Source organism: Pseudomonas sp. PA-6-3C (assembly GCF_021605825.1).
Taxonomy (GTDB): Bacteria; Pseudomonadota; Gammaproteobacteria; order Pseudomonadales; family Pseudomonadaceae; genus Aquipseudomonas; species Aquipseudomonas edaphica.
The window spans coordinates 109,744-124,163 of the sequence record NZ_WKDV01000001.1; the positions used below are offsets into that span (position 1 = coordinate 109,744).

15 protein-coding genes and 4 tRNA genes are annotated in these 14,420 nt (G+C 59.7%); 10 read left to right on the forward strand and 9 right to left on the reverse strand.

Annotation, left to right across the window (positions count from 1 at the left end):
- Nucleotides 1-33 precede the first annotated feature (33 nt).
- Entirely contained in the window at nucleotides 34-1,143 is a 1,110-nt protein-coding gene (thiO, locus tag GIW48_RS00565) for a glycine oxidase ThiO (protein WP_017137599.1), read from the forward strand.
- Here thiO and GIW48_RS00570 read toward each other — a convergent pair.
- Nucleotides 1,130-1,363, reverse strand: a complete 234-nt coding sequence (locus GIW48_RS00570) for a PP0621 family protein (RefSeq protein ID WP_017137598.1) — start codon at nucleotides 1,361-1,363, stop codon at nucleotides 1,130-1,132. The genes thiO and GIW48_RS00570 overlap by 14 nt on opposite strands.
- A 126-nt stretch (nucleotides 1,364-1,489) precedes the next feature.
- Nucleotides 1,490-2,515 (reverse strand): outer membrane protein assembly factor BamD, encoded by a 1,026-nt coding sequence (locus tag GIW48_RS00575; RefSeq protein WP_017137597.1) that lies wholly within the window; start codon nucleotides 2,513-2,515, stop codon nucleotides 1,490-1,492.
- 149 nt (nucleotides 2,516-2,664) lie between these two features.
- Between GIW48_RS00575 and rluD the strand changes: the two genes are divergently transcribed.
- From rluD to GIW48_RS00610, 7 genes are all read left to right on the forward strand, one after another.
- Nucleotides 2,665-3,627: a 23S rRNA pseudouridine(1911/1915/1917) synthase RluD gene (rluD, locus tag GIW48_RS00580; protein ID WP_017137596.1), complete on the forward strand. Its 963-nt coding sequence runs from the start codon at nucleotides 2,665-2,667 to the stop codon at nucleotides 3,625-3,627.
- Nucleotides 3,624-4,349: a peptidoglycan editing factor PgeF gene (pgeF, locus tag GIW48_RS00585; protein WP_177033704.1), complete on the forward strand. Its 726-nt coding sequence runs from the start codon at nucleotides 3,624-3,626 to the stop codon at nucleotides 4,347-4,349. Before rluD ends, pgeF begins: the two co-directional genes overlap by 4 nt.
- 149 nt (nucleotides 4,350-4,498) lie before the next feature.
- The gene (clpB, locus tag GIW48_RS00590) at nucleotides 4,499-7,063 is read left to right on the forward strand and encodes an ATP-dependent chaperone ClpB (RefSeq protein WP_017137594.1); all 2,565 of its coding nucleotides are present in this window, start codon (nucleotides 4,499-4,501) and stop codon (nucleotides 7,061-7,063) included.
- A 303-nt stretch (nucleotides 7,064-7,366) separates the two neighbouring features.
- Nucleotides 7,367-7,442: transfer RNA gene (locus tag GIW48_RS00595), tRNA-Asn, on the forward strand.
- A 10-nt stretch (nucleotides 7,443-7,452) separates the two neighbouring features.
- A tRNA-Pro gene (locus GIW48_RS00600) sits at nucleotides 7,453-7,529 on the forward strand.
- A 5-nt stretch (nucleotides 7,530-7,534) separates the two neighbouring features.
- Nucleotides 7,535-7,610 (forward strand) — tRNA-Lys (locus tag GIW48_RS00605).
- Nucleotides 7,611-7,704: 94 nt separating this feature from the next.
- Nucleotides 7,705-7,781: transfer RNA gene (locus GIW48_RS00610), tRNA-Pro, on the forward strand.
- A gap of 191 nt (nucleotides 7,782-7,972) precedes the next feature.
- Here the strand turns inward: GIW48_RS00610 and GIW48_RS00615 are convergent.
- From GIW48_RS00615 to GIW48_RS00625, 3 genes are all read right to left on the reverse strand, one after another.
- A complete protein-coding gene (locus GIW48_RS00615; protein ID WP_236460596.1) occupies nucleotides 7,973-9,271 on the reverse strand; it encodes an NAD(P)/FAD-dependent oxidoreductase in 1,299 nt (432 codons plus the stop codon).
- Between the two features lie 60 nt (nucleotides 9,272-9,331).
- Nucleotides 9,332-9,505 (reverse strand): DUF3094 family protein, encoded by a 174-nt coding sequence (locus GIW48_RS00620; RefSeq protein ID WP_017134503.1) that lies wholly within the window; start codon nucleotides 9,503-9,505, stop codon nucleotides 9,332-9,334.
- Between the two features lie 89 nt (nucleotides 9,506-9,594).
- On the reverse strand, nucleotides 9,595-10,224 hold the full coding sequence (locus tag GIW48_RS00625) for a DUF1780 domain-containing protein (protein WP_017134504.1): 630 nt from the start codon (nucleotides 10,222-10,224) through the stop codon (nucleotides 9,595-9,597).
- Nucleotides 10,225-10,353: 129 nt separating this feature from the next.
- On the opposite strand from GIW48_RS00625, the gene GIW48_RS00630 reads away from it, so the two are divergent.
- On the forward strand, nucleotides 10,354-11,043 hold the full coding sequence (locus tag GIW48_RS00630; protein WP_236460597.1) for an energy-coupling factor ABC transporter permease: 690 nt from the start codon (nucleotides 10,354-10,356) through the stop codon (nucleotides 11,041-11,043).
- A 74-nt stretch (nucleotides 11,044-11,117) separates the two neighbouring features.
- Nucleotides 11,118-11,333 (forward strand): hypothetical protein, encoded by a 216-nt coding sequence (locus tag GIW48_RS00635; protein ID WP_003171680.1) that lies wholly within the window; start codon nucleotides 11,118-11,120, stop codon nucleotides 11,331-11,333.
- Here GIW48_RS00635 and yacG read toward each other — a convergent pair.
- The 4 genes from yacG to GIW48_RS00655 are packed head-to-tail and all read right to left on the reverse strand — an operon-like array spanning nucleotide 11,330 to nucleotide 14,218.
- Nucleotides 11,330-11,530, reverse strand: coding sequence for a DNA gyrase inhibitor YacG (yacG, locus tag GIW48_RS00640; RefSeq protein WP_017134507.1), 201 nt, complete (start codon nucleotides 11,528-11,530; stop codon nucleotides 11,330-11,332). The two genes, GIW48_RS00635 and yacG, sit on opposite strands and share 4 nt — an antisense overlap.
- Nucleotides 11,527-12,150 carry a dephospho-CoA kinase gene (gene coaE, locus GIW48_RS00645; protein WP_017134508.1) on the reverse strand — a complete coding sequence of 208 codons (624 nt, stop codon included), beginning with the start codon at nucleotides 12,148-12,150 and terminating at the stop codon, nucleotides 11,527-11,529. The genes yacG and coaE overlap by 4 nt, the downstream gene beginning before the upstream one ends.
- Entirely contained in the window at nucleotides 12,147-13,013 is an 867-nt protein-coding gene (locus GIW48_RS00650) for a prepilin peptidase (protein WP_272912866.1), read from the reverse strand. Before GIW48_RS00650 ends, coaE begins: the two co-directional genes overlap by 4 nt.
- A complete protein-coding gene (locus tag GIW48_RS00655; protein WP_236460598.1) occupies nucleotides 13,010-14,218 on the reverse strand; it encodes a type II secretion system F family protein in 1,209 nt (402 codons plus the stop codon). Before GIW48_RS00655 ends, GIW48_RS00650 begins: the two co-directional genes overlap by 4 nt.
- Between the last annotated feature and the right edge of the window lie 202 nt (nucleotides 14,219-14,420).

Below are 14,420 nucleotides of genomic sequence, written 5' to 3' on the forward strand. Positions count from 1 at the left end.
GCGCTTTTCCCTTTTTATCGGCTGGATCAAATGATGGCTAAGCAACAGCAAGTGGTGATTGTCGGTGGCGGTGTCATCGGCTTGTTGACCGCGTTTAACCTGGCCACGGAGGGGCAGGCCGTGGTGCTGCTGGAGCGGTCGGGGCTTGGGCAGGAGTCTTCCTGGGCGGGTGGCGGCATTGTTTCGCCGCTGTATCCATGGCGCTACAGCCCGGCGGTCACCGCACTGGCCCATTGGTCGCAGGATTTTTACCCGCAGTTGGCAGAGCGGCTGTTTGCGGCCACCGGGGTTGATCCAGAGGTTCACACCACAGGCCTGTACTGGTTGGACCTGGAAGATGAAGCCCAAGCGTTGGCTTGGGCTGCCCGAGAAGGTCGCCCGTTGAGCAAGGTAGATGTGTCGGCCGCCCATGATGCCGTGCCGGTGCTGGGCGGTGGATATTCCCAGGCGATCTACATGGCGAACGTGGCCAATGTGCGCAACCCGCGTCTGGTCAAATCCCTCAAGGCTGCGCTGTTGGCGTTGCCGGGCGTGACCCTTCATGAGCAGTGCGAAGTGGAGGGGTTTGTTATTGAAGGTGGCAACGTCGTGGGTGTAAATACCGCTGCGGGGCCGATCCTGGGCGATCAGGTGGTGCTGGCTGCGGGCGCCTGGAGCGGCGAAATACTCGGCAAGCTGGGTCTGTCGCTGCCAGTGGAGCCGGTCAAAGGCCAAATGATTTTGTACAAATGTGCGTCGGATTTTTTGTCGAGCATGGTGCTGGCCAAAGGGCGTTATGCGATCCCGCGGCGTGACGGGCACATTCTGATCGGCAGCACGCTGGAGCATGAAGGGTTCGACAAGACCCCGACCGAGTCGGCCTTGGAAAGTCTCAAGGCATCGGCGGTGGAGTTGATTCCCGCGCTGGCAGACGCGCAGGTCGTAGGTCACTGGGCCGGTTTGCGCCCCGGTTCACCGGAAGGTATCCCTTACATCGGTGAAGTGCCCGGTTTCAAAGGGCTTTGGCTCAACTGCGGGCATTATCGCAATGGGCTGGTGCTCGCGCCGGCATCCTGTCAACTGTTCGCTGACTTGCTGTTGGGGCGTCCCCCGATCATTGACCCGGCGCCGTATGCGCCCGCCGGTCGGATCAACGCTGAATAGACTTCGGCCCTTGTTCCAGGTGCGCCTGGGTGCAGTACCACTCCTGGCGTGAATTGAGTGCGCGATCCTGCGGCAGGTGCACGCCGCAGTGGGCGCAGCGCACCATCAGGGCCGCGCCTGGCTCGGCGGAGCGTTGCTGTTTAGCCGCCGGGCTTTTGAATTTGCGCCAGAACCATACCGCGGCAGCAATGACGGCAATCCAGAACAGTAGACGAAGCATGATGGGCAGTTTCTCGACAGGGAATGCGCCAGTTTAGCCAAGCGCGTGGCAAGCGCACAGCGCAATAACAAGACGCCCACAAAAAAGGAGCCTCGAGAGGCTCCTTCTTGATGACGCTGTGTGCAATCAGTCAAACACGCCGAAGGTCATGTAGCTGAACCACGAACGGTCTTCATTGTTGCCCAGGGCCTGCGGTGCTTCTTCTTCGATCACGTCGCCATTGGCGTCATGCGGCTTGAGCTCCGAAGGAATGGCTTCCTTGGCGTCCTGGAACTGCTTCATCACGTCCTGGTTGGCGCGGGTTTCGCCCGGCGGCAACGGTGGGCGGGAACTGATCAGGCCCAGGGTGTATTTGCTCAACCAGGAACGGTTGTCTGCTTCAGCTACCCGAGGCACGAACTGGCCGTCTTTCAGACTTGGGGAGTCCGGGTAGTTGAGCTTCAGGGTTTCCAGGCTGGTGGTTGCCAATGCATCCAGGTGCAATGCCTGGTAAGCCTGGGTCATCACCGCCAGGCCATCACCCACGGATGGGGTCTCCTGGAAGTTCTCAACTACATAACGACCACGGTTGGCGGCAGCTACATACGCCTGACGGGTCAGGTAGTAGTCGGCCACGTGAATCTCGTAGGACGCCAGCAGGTTGCGCAGGTAGATCATGCGCTGCTTGGCGTCCGGCGAGTAGCGGCTGTTGGGGTAGCGGCTGGTGAGCTGGGCGAACTCGTTGAAGGAGTCGCGGGCAGCACCAGGGTCACGCTTGGTCATGTCCAGCGGCAGGAAGCGTGCCAGCAGGCCAACGTCCTGGTCGAACGAGGTCAGGCCCTTCATGTAGTAGGCGTAGTCCACGTTCGGGTGCTGCGGGTGCAGGCGGATGAAACGCTCGGCGGCGGATTTTGCAGCTTCCGGCTCCGCGTTCTTGTAGTTGGCGTAGATCAGCTCGAGCTGTGCCTGGTCGGCATAGCGCCCGAACGGATAGCGCGACTCCAGGGCCTTCAGCTTGGCTGTGGCACTGGTGTAGCTATTATTGTCCAAGTCTTTTTGAGCTAATTGATACAGCTCGACTTCGCTCAGGTTTTCGTCGACGACTTCCTTTGTTGACGAGCAAGCAGCAGTCATGGCGAGGATGGCGATCAGCAGCAGGTGTTTCACTTGCATGGCGGCTTGCGTCCCTATGACGGCCGCTGTCTTGGGCGGGGCCGTCCTGTTATGATGAGCGCCCCGTTGAAAGCCTCGGGGCAAAAGACGCCGTATTTAACCACAAGCGCGCAGCCGAAACCAAAGGCTGTGCCACGCCTAGTCTGAGCATGTCCGATAAAATTGAACTTCGCGCAGAGGTGCCGTCCGAATTGGGCGGCCAACGCCTCGATCAAGTCGCCGCACAATTATTCGCTGAGCACTCGCGCTCGCGCCTTTCCGCCTGGATCAAAGACGGCCGCCTGACTGTGGATGGAGCGGTTATCCGCCCGCGAGACATAGTCCATGGCGGTGCGATTCTTGAGCTGACTGCCGAGCAGGAAGCCCAGGGAGAATGGGTCGCCCAAGACATCGAGCTGGATATCGTCTATGAAGACGATGACATCCTGGTCATCAACAAACCTGCAGGCCTGGTGGTTCACCCGGCGGTCGGGCACGCTGATGGCACTTTGCTCAATGCCTTGTTGCACCACGTGCCGGACATCGTCAACGTGCCGCGCTGCGGCATCGTGCACCGCCTGGACAAGGACACCACCGGCTTGATGGTGGTGGCCAAGACCATTCAGGCGCAGACGCAGTTGGTCACACAATTGCAGGCCCGCAGTGTCAGCAGGATCTACGAATGCATCGTGATCGGCGTGGTGGTGGCGGGTGGCAAGATCAACGCCCCGATCGGCCGCCACGGCCAGCAGCGCCAGCGTATGGCTGTGATGGAAGGCGGCAAGCCGGCCGTCAGCCACTACCGTGTGCTGGAGCGTTTCCGCTCCCACACGCATGTGCGGGTGAAGCTGGAGACCGGCCGCACGCACCAGATTCGCGTGCATATGGCGCACATCAACTTCCCGTTGGTCGGAGATCCGGCCTACGGTGGTCGCTTCCGTATTCCGCCAGCGGCCAGCCAGACCATGGTTGAATCGCTGAAAACCTTCCCGCGCCAGGCACTGCATGCACGTTTCCTGGAGCTGGATCATCCGACGAGCGGTAAGCGGATGAGCTGGGAATCGCCTCTGCCAGACGATCTGGTCTGGTTGTTGTCGCTGCTCAAGCAGGATCGCGAGGCGTTTGTAGGATGAGTGACTGGCTGATTCCTGACTGGCCCGCGCCGTCGGGAGTCAAAGCCTGCGTCACCACCCGTGCGGGCGGCGTCAGTCTGGCGCCGTTCGACAGCCTTAATCTGGGCGATCATGTCGAGGACAGCCTTGAGGCCGTCCTTGAAAATCGCCGCCGCCTCACTGATACCTTTGATATTCAGCCGGCCTGGCTGCGCCAAGTCCACGGGGTGCGCGTGGTCGAGGCTGATCCGGATCGCATTGCCGAAGCGGATGGCAGTTGGACCAGCACGCCCGGCGTCGCCTGCACCTCAATGACCGCCGATTGCCTGCCCGCGTTGTTCTGCAACCGCGCCGGCACACGTGTGGCGGCTGCCCATGCCGGTTGGCGCGGGCTGGCGGCCGGTGTATTGGAGGCTGCGTTTGAAAGCTTGAATGCCGAGCCCGATGAAGTACTGGTGTGGCTAGGCCCGGCCATTGGCCCGCAAGCGTTTGAGGTCGGCCCCGAAGTGCGTGAAGCCTTCATGCAGCAATTGCCGACCACGGCCGAGGCCTTTGTACCTAGCCGCAACCCCGGCAAGTACATGGCCGATATTTACCAGTTGGCGCGCCTGCGCCTGGCCGCGCGCGGTGTCACCGCTGTATATGGTGGCGGTTTATGCACCGTTACCGACCCACGCTTCTTTTCCTATCGTCGCAGCCCGCGCACCGGTCGGTTCGCCTCCCTTATCTGGCTTGAGCGCTAGACTCTCCTGACTTGGGTCAATGCTGATCCACATCAAGGATCAGTTGCTTGAATCTTCCAGAATCCACCCCATCTATAAGGGTATCTGGCAGGTTTCTTCATTCAGGATGTGTATTTCTAGCTCCGGCCTGCTCAAAAGGAAGGTGACTAATGCGTATTGATCGTTTAACCAGCAAATTGCAGTTGGCACTCTCGGATTCCCAATCCCTGGCGGTCGGCCTCGACCACCCGGCGATTGAGCCTGCGCACTTGATGCAGGCGCTCCTGGAACAGCAAGGTGGTTCTATTAAACCCTTGCTGATGCAGGTGGGCTTTGACGTCAACAGCTTGCGCAAGGAGTTGAGCAAAGAGCTCGACCAACTGCCGAAAATCCAAAACCCTACCGGCGACGTGAACATGTCGCAGGACTTGGCGCGCCTGCTTAACCAGGCCGATCGCCTGGCCCAGCAGAAAGGTGACCAGTTCATTTCCAGCGAACTGGTGCTGCTCGCCGCGATGGACGACAACAGCAAGCTTGGCAAATTGTTGTTGGGCCAGGGCGTGAGCAAAAAAGCTCTGGAAAACGCCATCAACAACCTGCGTGGCGGCGAGGCGGTGAATGACCCCAATCATGAGGAGTCGCGCCAGGCCCTGGACAAATACACCGTCGACCTGACCAAGCGCGCCGAAGAAGGCAAGCTGGACCCGGTGATCGGCCGTGACGACGAAATTCGTCGCACCATCCAGGTGTTGCAACGCCGCACCAAGAACAACCCTGTGCTGATCGGTGAGCCTGGCGTGGGTAAGACCGCGATTGCCGAAGGCCTGGCCCAGCGCATCATCAATGGTGAAGTGCCGGACGGCCTTAAAGGCAAGCGCTTGTTGTCGCTGGACATGGGTTCGCTGATCGCCGGTGCCAAGTTCCGTGGCGAGTTCGAAGAACGCCTGAAGTCCCTGCTTAATGAACTGTCGAAACAGGAAGGGCAGATCATTCTGTTTATCGATGAACTGCACACCATGGTCGGCGCCGGCAAGGGCGAAGGTTCGATGGACGCCGGCAACATGCTCAAGCCGGCGTTGGCGCGCGGTGAGTTGCATTGCGTTGGCGCGACCACGCTCAACGAATACCGCCAGTACATTGAAAAGGACGCGGCCCTTGAGCGCCGCTTCCAGAAAGTATTGGTGGAAGAACCGAGTGAAGAAGACACCATCGCCATCCTGCGTGGCCTCAAAGAGCGTTATGAGGTGCACCACAAGGTGGCGATCACTGACGGCGCGATCATTGCGGCGGCCAAACTGAGCCATCGCTATATCACCGACCGTCAGTTGCCGGACAAGGCCATCGACCTGATCGACGAAGCGGCCAGCCGCATTCGCATGGAGATCGATTCCAAGCCGGAAGTGCTCGACCGCCTGGATCGGCGCCTGATTCAGCTGAAAGTTGAATCCCAGGCACTTAAGAAAGAAGAGGACGACGCAGCGAAGAAACGCCTGGAAAAACTTCAGGAAGAAATCCTGCGTCTGGAACGCGAGTATTCGGACCTCGAAGAAATCTGGACCTCGGAAAAAGCCGAAGTGCAGGGTTCTGCGCAGATCCAGCAAAAGATCGAGCAGTCCCGTCAGGAGCTGGAAGCAGCGCGCCGTAAAGGCGACCTGAACCGCATGGCCGAGTTGCAGTACGGGGTGATCCCGGACCTGGAGCGCAGCCTGCAAATGGTTGACCAGCACGGCAAGCCCGAGAATCAGCTGCTGCGCAGCAAGGTGACCGAGGAAGAAATTGCCGAAGTGGTCTCCAAGTGGACCGGCATTCCCGTGTCGAAAATGCTTGAAGGCGAGCGCGACAAGCTGCTGAAAATGGAAAGCCTGCTGCACCAGCGCGTCATCGGCCAGGAAGAGGCCGTGGTGGCAGTGTCCAATGCGGTACGGCGTTCGCGGGCCGGTTTGTCCGACCCGAATCGTCCGAGCGGCTCGTTTATGTTCCTCGGCCCAACCGGCGTGGGTAAGACCGAGCTGTGCAAGGCATTGGCCGAGTTCCTCTTTGATACTGAAGAGGCCATGGTGCGCATCGATATGTCCGAATTCATGGAGAAACACTCGGTGGCGCGCCTGATCGGTGCTCCACCAGGCTATGTGGGCTATGAAGAAGGCGGTTACCTGACCGAAGCCGTGCGGCGTAAGCCTTACTCGGTGATCCTGCTGGATGAGGTCGAGAAGGCCCACCCGGATGTGTTCAACATCTTGCTGCAGGTGCTGGAAGATGGCCGGTTGACGGACAGCCACGGGCGCACTGTGGACTTTCGCAATACGGTGATCGTGATGACCTCTAACCTGGGCTCGGCGCAGATCCAGGAGCTGGTCGGTGATCGTGAGGCCCAGCGCGCTGCGGTGATGGATGCGCTGACCTCGCACTTCCGCCCGGAATTTATCAACCGGGTCGATGAAGTGGTGATCTTCGAGCCTCTGGCGCGGGATCAGATCGCGGGTATTACCGAGATCCAGTTGGGCCGTCTGCGTAGCCGCCTGGCCGAGCGTGAGCTTGACCTGGAGCTGAGCAGCGAGGCGTTGGACAAGTTGATCGCGGTGGGTTACGACCCCGTGTACGGCGCACGGCCTCTGAAACGTGCGATACAGCGCTGGATCGAGAACCCGTTGGCGCAGTTGATCCTGTCGGGCAGCTTCATGCCGGGGACCAGCGTGGCGGCCACGGTGGAAAACGACGAAATCGTCTTCCACTAAGCCCGGCCTGTATGGCGATAAGAGGAGGCCCCGCATTGCGGGGCCTTTTTTTTCGATAGGGCGTTGAACTGTAAGGCAAAGGCTTGTAAAGTGCGCCCCGCAGCAACGTCAGCCCACGGGTTTCTTCTCCCCAAGAAGAAATCAGAAACAAGCGCAAATCATTGTCTTAAAAGCAATTTAAAGGGTTGACAGGGGTTTTTAAGATTGTAGAATAGCGCGCCTCAGAGACGTGAACGTAGCGATACGGACAAGCCGATGAGAAGGTTGTAAAGCAGTAGAAGTTGTAAATTTGAAATATGTAGTTCCGTGATAGCTCAGTCGGTAGAGCAAATGACTGTTAATCATTGGGTCCCAGGTTCGAGTCCTGGTCACGGAGCCAATTTCAAAACCGGGGTATAGCGCAGTCCGGTAGCGCGCCTGCTTTGGGAGCAGGATGTCAGGAGTTCGAATCCCCTTACCCCGACCATTTTTGGGTCGTTAGCTCAGTTGGTAGAGCAGTTGGCTTTTAACCAATTGGTCGTAGGTTCGAATCCCACACGACCCACCATTTTTGAAACCAGTTAACGCTGGAATCGAATCTTAAGATCAGAGGCCAAAAGCACTGATCGAAGAAGGCGACTGAGAGGTCGCCTTTTTTTTACCGGGGTATAGCGCAGTCCGGTAGCGCGCCTGCTTTGGGAGCAGGATGTCAGGAGTTCGAATCCCCTTACCCCGACCATATTAAAAATCCTCGTATCGAAAGATACGGGGATTTTTTTTGTGCGCGCAAATCTTAAATATTGCGCAAAAAAATGTGGGAGCTGGCTTGTCGAATCGTCGCACCGCTGCGATAGCGGTGTATCAGCCTGTGCATCTTGTGCTGATCGATCGCCATCGCGGGCAAGCCCGCTCCCACATTAGTTTGTGCTGTTAATGGAGCTTGAGCCGAGGCTCAGTCCCGCGCCCAATCTTGCTGCCCAGCATCAGCATTGCCGTGCGGAAGAACCCGTACAGCGCCATCTGGTGCATGCGGTACAGCGACACGTAGAACATCCGCGCCAGCCAGCCTTCGAGCATCACGCTGCCCGTCAGGTTGCCCATCAAGTTACCCACCGCCGAAAAACGCGACAGCGAGATCAGCGAACCGTAGTCGGTGTACTTGTAGGACGGCAGGTCCTTGCCTTCGATCCGCAGTTTCAGCGACTTGGCCAACAGTGAAGCCTGCTGGTGAGCGGCCTGGGCGCGTGGCGGCACATTGCGGTCGGTGCCCGGTTGCGGGCAGGCGGCGCAGTCGCCAAAGGCGAAGATGTTTTCATCACGGGTGGTTTGCAGCGTCGGCAATACCTGCAATTGATTGATGCGGTTGGTTTCCAGCCCGTCAATATCCTTGAGGAAGGCCGGTGCGCGGATACCCGCAGCCCAGACCTTGAGGCTCGCTGGAATGACCTGGCCGCTGCTGGTGATCAACGCATCCGCGGTCACTTCGCTGACCGCCGAGTTGGTCAGTACCGTTACCCCAAGTTTCTCCAGGGTTTTGTGCACAGGCCCGCCGATCCGCTCCGGCAGCGCGGGCAATACCCGTGGGCCGGCTTCGATCAGGGTGATGTGCATGTTTTCCGGTTTGATGCGGTCCAGGCCATAGGCGGCCAGTTCATGGGCGGCGTTGTGCAACTCGGCAGCCAACTCGACGCCCGTCGCGCCGGCGCCGACGATAGCGACGCTGATGTTCTCTTCCACGTCGGTCTGGCCCGCATGGGCGCGCAGATAGTGGTTGAGCAATTGTTGATGGAAGCGCTCGGCCTGTTTGCGGGTGTCGAGGAACAGACAGTGTTGCGCCGCGCCCTCGGTGCCGAAATCGTTGGTGGTGCTGCCGACTGCGATCACCAGGCTGTCATAACCCAGCACGCGCGCAGGCACCAGTTCACGGCCTGCTTCATCGAGGGTCGCGGCCAGCTGAATTTTTTTCTGTTCACGGTCAAGCCCGCTCATGCGCCCCAGTTGGAACTCGAAGTGGTTCCATTTGGCCTGGGCGACGTAATTGAGCTCGTCTTCCGAAGAGTTCAGCGAACCGGCGGCCACTTCGTGCAGCAGCGGTTTCCAGATATGGGTGAGGTTGGCGTCCACCAGCGTGATGCTGGCGGTGCCGCGCTTGCCCAGAGTCTTACCCAGGCGGGTAGCCAACTCCAGGCCGCCGGCGCCGCCGCCGACGATAATAATACGATGGGTCATGGGGATATCTCGCAAGGCTAAAAGAAATCGGAGCAGTTACCCTCGCGAGCGCGATGCAGCTCATAGCGTCAGGTAACTCAAAAGGCGGCTCAGCAGGCCGAGCCCGATCACCACCAACAGCACCACACCCAGGAGCAGCCACGGCCGGAAAGGCTTGCGCTCGACTCGGTTTTGGGAGAGTTGCAGGTACTCTTCGACATGCTGTTGGTCATCGGGGTTCAGGCGGCTGGTCATAAAGGCCTCGTCAGGTAGACGTTGCAAAAGGGCGCCACGTTACAGCCAGAAGGTTGGCGGGTTCGCCACAAGCGTAGCCGGTGCCCGCGTCACAGGCTGATGCCCACGTCGAATACTATGCTGCGCCCCAGGTTGTTGCGCAAGAAGTCCGGTGCGTCCGGGTGGGCAAACAGTACGCGCGCAAAGGTCGGGCCTACCAACGACAGCGAGCGCCAGCCTTGGCGCAGGTATTCGGTAGGCGGTGGGAAATGGCTGTTGAGGTCCAGCACTTCACGCTTGAGGCTGGTGAAGGCAATCAGGTCCAACTCGCCCAGGTCTATGCCGCGTTCTTTGTAGTTATGTGCCTTTTTGCGCAACGTCGGCGCCAGGCGCAGCAGGAATTCATGGGCCGGAATGCGCCGTGGCTTGGCTTCGCGTCGCACCAACTGGCTCAAGGAAAACGCACTGCGCCGCCGCAGCAACTCATCACGCCATTCGTCGTTCAGGCGCCGGCCTTCATCCAATACGAAAAAAACTTCGAAACTGGCGTCGCGAAACAACACGTCCGGCGGCTCTTGGCCGGCGGGGTGAAACTCTTCGGCACGGTAAGGCACGTTCAAGCCTTGCAGCAGGCGCTGGCAGACCCAACGCTCACGCTCCCATTTGCGGGCATTGGACAGGAACGCATTGGCTTGTTCGGCCGCTACGGTGAGCAGGCGCAAATAATCTGAGTCATCCATATTGGCAGCTTAGCGTCCAATTGATGACCGCAGGAAGTCTTGCTTTGAAACGCCGGTGTAGACTGCTCATTCAACAGCAACTGCATGGACGAGGTGTGTGGTGAGGTTTTCTGCGAAGGCATTACGCTCGTGATCAGCGCTGCAGTGTTGGCGCCGCAAACGCTCATCATTGGCTGGCTGTTGTACGCGCCATTGGTCATGTGGGCGATCCTGCGCGCACCGTGGGTCGAGTTGCTTGCCGACCGGCGGCGCCAGCATTTGCTGTTCGGCACCGTGTTTGCCCTGTTTATGCTCTGGCTGGTACGGCGGGATTTCGACACCGGTGTGTCTTACCACTTTATCGGCATGACCGCCGTGACCCTGCTGCTGGATTGGCCCCTGGCTATCGTCGGCGGGTTGGCCGCGCAATTGGGTTTGGTGCTGCTGGGGCGCCAGGACCTGGCGGCGGTCGGGGTCAATGGTTTGCTGCTGATTGGCTTGCCGGTGCTGGTCACCGAGACCTGCGCGCTGCTGGTGGAGCGGGCGCAACCGCGCAACCCCTTTGTGTATATCTTCTGTTCCGGCTTTTTCGCCGCAGCGCTGTCGGCACTGCTGTGCCTGCTGGCGGCGTTGGGATTGTTGTGGTTTGACGGCCGTTTTGCCATGCCCGAGTGGCTGGAAGACTTCGTCGGTTACCTGTGGCTGATCATCTTCCCCGAGGCGTTTATCAACGGCATGGTCATCAGTGCCCTGGTGGTGTTCTGCCCGGAATGGCTGGAGACCTTCAACCGTACGCGCTACCTGTCGGCGCCGTGGAAGGATGACGATTCGCGGCGTTGATCCAGATCAAATCCCAGGCGGCCGCGCAGGCCCATGCTCTGCGAAATTTTACTGAGCAGGGCGGGGCACAGACTATGAGTGTGTACGAATGGGCGCGGCAAGAGTTGCGCAGAAGCCAGGATGCGGCACAGGAAATTGGTTTTGACCCAGGTCTTACCCTGCGCGCCATGCTCAGTGCGGTGGTGCAGCAGAGCAAGGGTGTGCGCAGTTTTGAAGACCTGGCCGACGAGCTGCAATACCTTGCAGAAAACCTCGACGACCAGCAGGAATACGCCTTTATGCGGCCTTAGTGGCGCGGCGGCAGGTCTTCTGAGAACAGCTCGTCCTCGGCATCCGGGCTCACCGGAATCTTGTGTTCTTCCGCGGCCCAGGCGCCAAGGTCGATAAGCTTGCAGCGGTCCGAGCAGAACGGCCGGTTGAGGTTGTCGGGTTTCCATTCCACGGGTGCGCCGCAGGTTGGGCAGTCGACGGTCAAGGGTTGGCTCATGATCGGCCTCCACGCAAAGTAAGGTAAAAGTGGTGCAGTCGCTCGACCTCGCTGTGCAGCCAGGCGAGGTCCTTGTCGTTGACCAGCACGTCATCGGCATGGTTCAGACGGTCTTCACGGCTGGACTGAGCCTTGAGGATCGCCTGCACCTGCTGTTCGCTGATGCCGTCGCGCTGCAGGGTACGCTGAATCTGCAGCGATTGCGGCACGTCGATCACCAGGATGCGCTGGGTCATGCTGTACTGGCCGGACTCGATCAGCAGCGGTGAGACCAGGATCGCGTAAGGCGATTGCGCACGCGCCAGATGGCTGCGAATTTCTTCGCCAATCAACGGGTGCAGCAGGGCTTCCAGCCAGCGACGTTCTTCGGGAACTTCAAAGATCAGCTTGCGCAGGGCGGCGCGGTCCAACTGGCCGTCCGCCTGCAGCACACCTGCACCAAAATGCTCGGCAATGCGTGCGAGTGCTGGCCGGCCGGGTTCGACCACCCAGCGTGCGGCATGGTCGGCATCGACCAGGTCAATGCCCAGGTCGATAAAGTGCTGGGCGGCCGCGCTTTTACCGCTGCCGATGCCGCCGGTGAGGCCTAGAATCCAGGGTGTTGCGACACAAGTGGTCATCTGAAACCGACAGACTGCAAATAGAAGTCGGTTATTTGACCACCCCAGAGCAATGCAATCCAGCCGGCAATTGCCAGGCACGGGCCAAATGGCATCGGCACCGATGCCTGGGACTTGCGCAAACGCATCAGGACAAGGCCTGCGAACACGCCCAGCAGCGACGCTATCAGCAGCGTCATCGGCAGGATCTGCCAACCACCCCAGGCACCGAGCAGGGCCAATAGCTTGAAATCGCCATAACCCATGCCGTCCTTGCCGGTGACAACCTTGAACACCCAGAACACGCTCCACAGGCACACATAGCCTATGACTGCGCCCCACAGCGCATCGGGCAGCGTCGCCAACAAGCCGCCGCTATTGAGGACCAGCCCCAGCCACAGCAGTGGCAACACCAGCACATCCGGCAGCAGTTGATGATCGATGTCGATCAGGCTCATCGCCAGCAGGCCCCAACCCAGCAGCATCACTGCGCCAGCTTGCCAGCCGAAGCCAAAATGCCAGGCGACCATGGCCGAGAGCAGCGCACAGGCCAGTTCGGTAAAGGGGTAACGCGCGCTGATAGACTCGCGGCAGCGGGCGCAGCGCCCCTTGAGTAGCAGGTAGCTGAGTACCGGGATATTTTCCCAGGGGCGAATCGGCTGGCTGCAATGCGCACAGCACGAGTTGGGATGCATCAGGTTGTAGACAGGGCCGGCGGGGTCGGCCGGCAGGCCGAGTATTTCCTGGGCCTGGGCGCGCCATTCGCGCACGAGCATCTTCGGCAGGCGCCACACCAGCACGTTGAGAAAGCTGCCGACGATCAGGCCGAGCACCAACGCCATCCCGACAAAGACCCAGGGTTGTTCACCCAGCAGCAGGCTCAAAACGCCGACCCCAACTGGAACACCGGCAGATACATCGCAATCACCAACGCGCCGACAATGCCCCCCAACACCATCATGATCAGTGGCTCCATCAGGCTGGTGAGGTTATCGACCAGGTTCTCCACATCGGCTTCATAGTGGTTGGCGACTTTTTCCAGCATGAGGTCCAGGGTGCCCGACTCTTCACCGATGGCCGTCATCTGGATGGCCATGCTGGGGAACAGCCCGCTGTGGGCCATGGACTGGTTCAACGGCACACCTGTGGATACATCGTGCCGCATATGTTCGATCGCCTTTGTGAACAATCCATTGCCTGCCGCGCCTGCCACGGAGTCCAGAGCCTGCACCAATGGCACGCCCGCGGCAAAGGTGGTTGAAAGTGTACGGGCGTAGCGGGCGATGGCTGAGCGCCTCAGCAGTGTGCCAGCCAGGGGCGCGTTCAACAAAGCGGCATCCAGCCGGTCACGAAACCCCGGGTAAGCCCGATAGGCATGGCGCAGCGCAGTTATTGCCATACTCAGCCCCAAGGCAAGCATCCACCAGGCGTGCTGCAGGAAGTTGGACAGCGCAATCACCAGCAAGGTAAAGCCCGGCAGTTGGCCGTTTACCCCGGCGAAGAGGTTCTGGAACTGCGGCACCACGTGGATAAGCAAAACTGCACTGACCAGACAGGCGACGACGATTACGGCGATAGGGTAGGTCATGGCTTTTTTGATTCGCGCCTTGAGCTGCTGGCTTTTTTCCAGGTGAATCGCCACCCGTTCGAGCAATGTTTCCAGGGCGCCTGCCTGTTCGCCTGCGGCAACCAGGTTGCAATACAAATCATCAAAGTGACGCGGCTGTTTGCGCAGCGCTGCTGCCAGGCTACTACCGGCGGCAATCTCCTGCTTCAAGCCTTTTATCAACGCGCGCATCTGCCGGTTTTCGAAGCCTTCGCAGATGATGTCGAACGCCTGCAGCAGCGCAATGCCTGCCTTTAACAGGGTCGCCAATTGGCGCGTGAACAGCGCGATGTCGGCGGGTTTTATCGGCGCGGCAAAATATGGCCGGTGCGAAGCCTTTTTGCGCACGCGTCCGGGGTAAATCCCCTGCTGGCGCAGCTGTGCCTTGATCAGTGCCAGGTTATGCCCGGTGGCTTGCCCGGACACCCGGCGGCCTTTGCGGTTGGTGCCTTCCCAGGCGTAGATCGTTGAAGCGTCATTCATGGCACAGGTCCGCACACAGGTCGTCGTAGATTTATAGCTTAGTCAGATGACGGATTCGGACCGCTCGTGGGCGCACGATAAAATGTCAGAATGTGCGTCTTACCCACAATTGGGCGCTCACGGATGAGTACACTGGCGCCGCTGCACACTGCGGGGCGCAGGACGCGCCTTGATAAGGTTTTTATTCTGGAGAGTGAATGTG

Bases quoted from the DNA above. Each gene is read 5' to 3' on its own strand.
- pgeF (WP_177033704.1), top strand. From the start codon at position 3,624: ATGAGTGACTGGCTGATTCCTGACTGGCCCGCGCCGTCGGGAGTCAAA.
- thiO (WP_017137599.1), top strand. From the start codon at position 34: ATGGCTAAGCAACAGCAAGTGGTGATTGTCGGTGGCGGTGTCATCGGC.
- GIW48_RS00615 (WP_236460596.1), bottom strand. From the start codon at position 9,271: ATGACCCATCGTATTATTATCGTCGGCGGCGGCGCCGGCGGCCTGGAG.
- GIW48_RS00625 (WP_017134504.1), bottom strand. From the start codon at position 10,224: ATGGATGACTCAGATTATTTGCGCCTGCTCACCGTAGCGGCCGAACAA.
- GIW48_RS00575 (WP_017137597.1), bottom strand. From the start codon at position 2,515: ATGCAAGTGAAACACCTGCTGCTGATCGCCATCCTCGCCATGACTGCT.
- clpB (WP_017137594.1), top strand. From the start codon at position 4,499: ATGCGTATTGATCGTTTAACCAGCAAATTGCAGTTGGCACTCTCGGAT.
- coaE (WP_017134508.1), bottom strand. From the start codon at position 12,150: ATGACCACTTGTGTCGCAACACCCTGGATTCTAGGCCTCACCGGCGGC.
- GIW48_RS00655 (WP_236460598.1), bottom strand. From the start codon at position 14,218: ATGAATGACGCTTCAACGATCTACGCCTGGGAAGGCACCAACCGCAAA.
- GIW48_RS00620 (WP_017134503.1), bottom strand. From the start codon at position 9,505: ATGACCAGCCGCCTGAACCCCGATGACCAACAGCATGTCGAAGAGTAC.
- yacG (WP_017134507.1), bottom strand. From the start codon at position 11,530: ATGAGCCAACCCTTGACCGTCGACTGCCCAACCTGCGGCGCACCCGTG.
- GIW48_RS00635 (WP_003171680.1), top strand. From the start codon at position 11,118: ATGAGTGTGTACGAATGGGCGCGGCAAGAGTTGCGCAGAAGCCAGGAT.
- rluD (WP_017137596.1), top strand. From the start codon at position 2,665: ATGTCCGATAAAATTGAACTTCGCGCAGAGGTGCCGTCCGAATTGGGC.
- GIW48_RS00570 (WP_017137598.1), bottom strand. From the start codon at position 1,363: ATGCTTCGTCTACTGTTCTGGATTGCCGTCATTGCTGCCGCGGTATGG.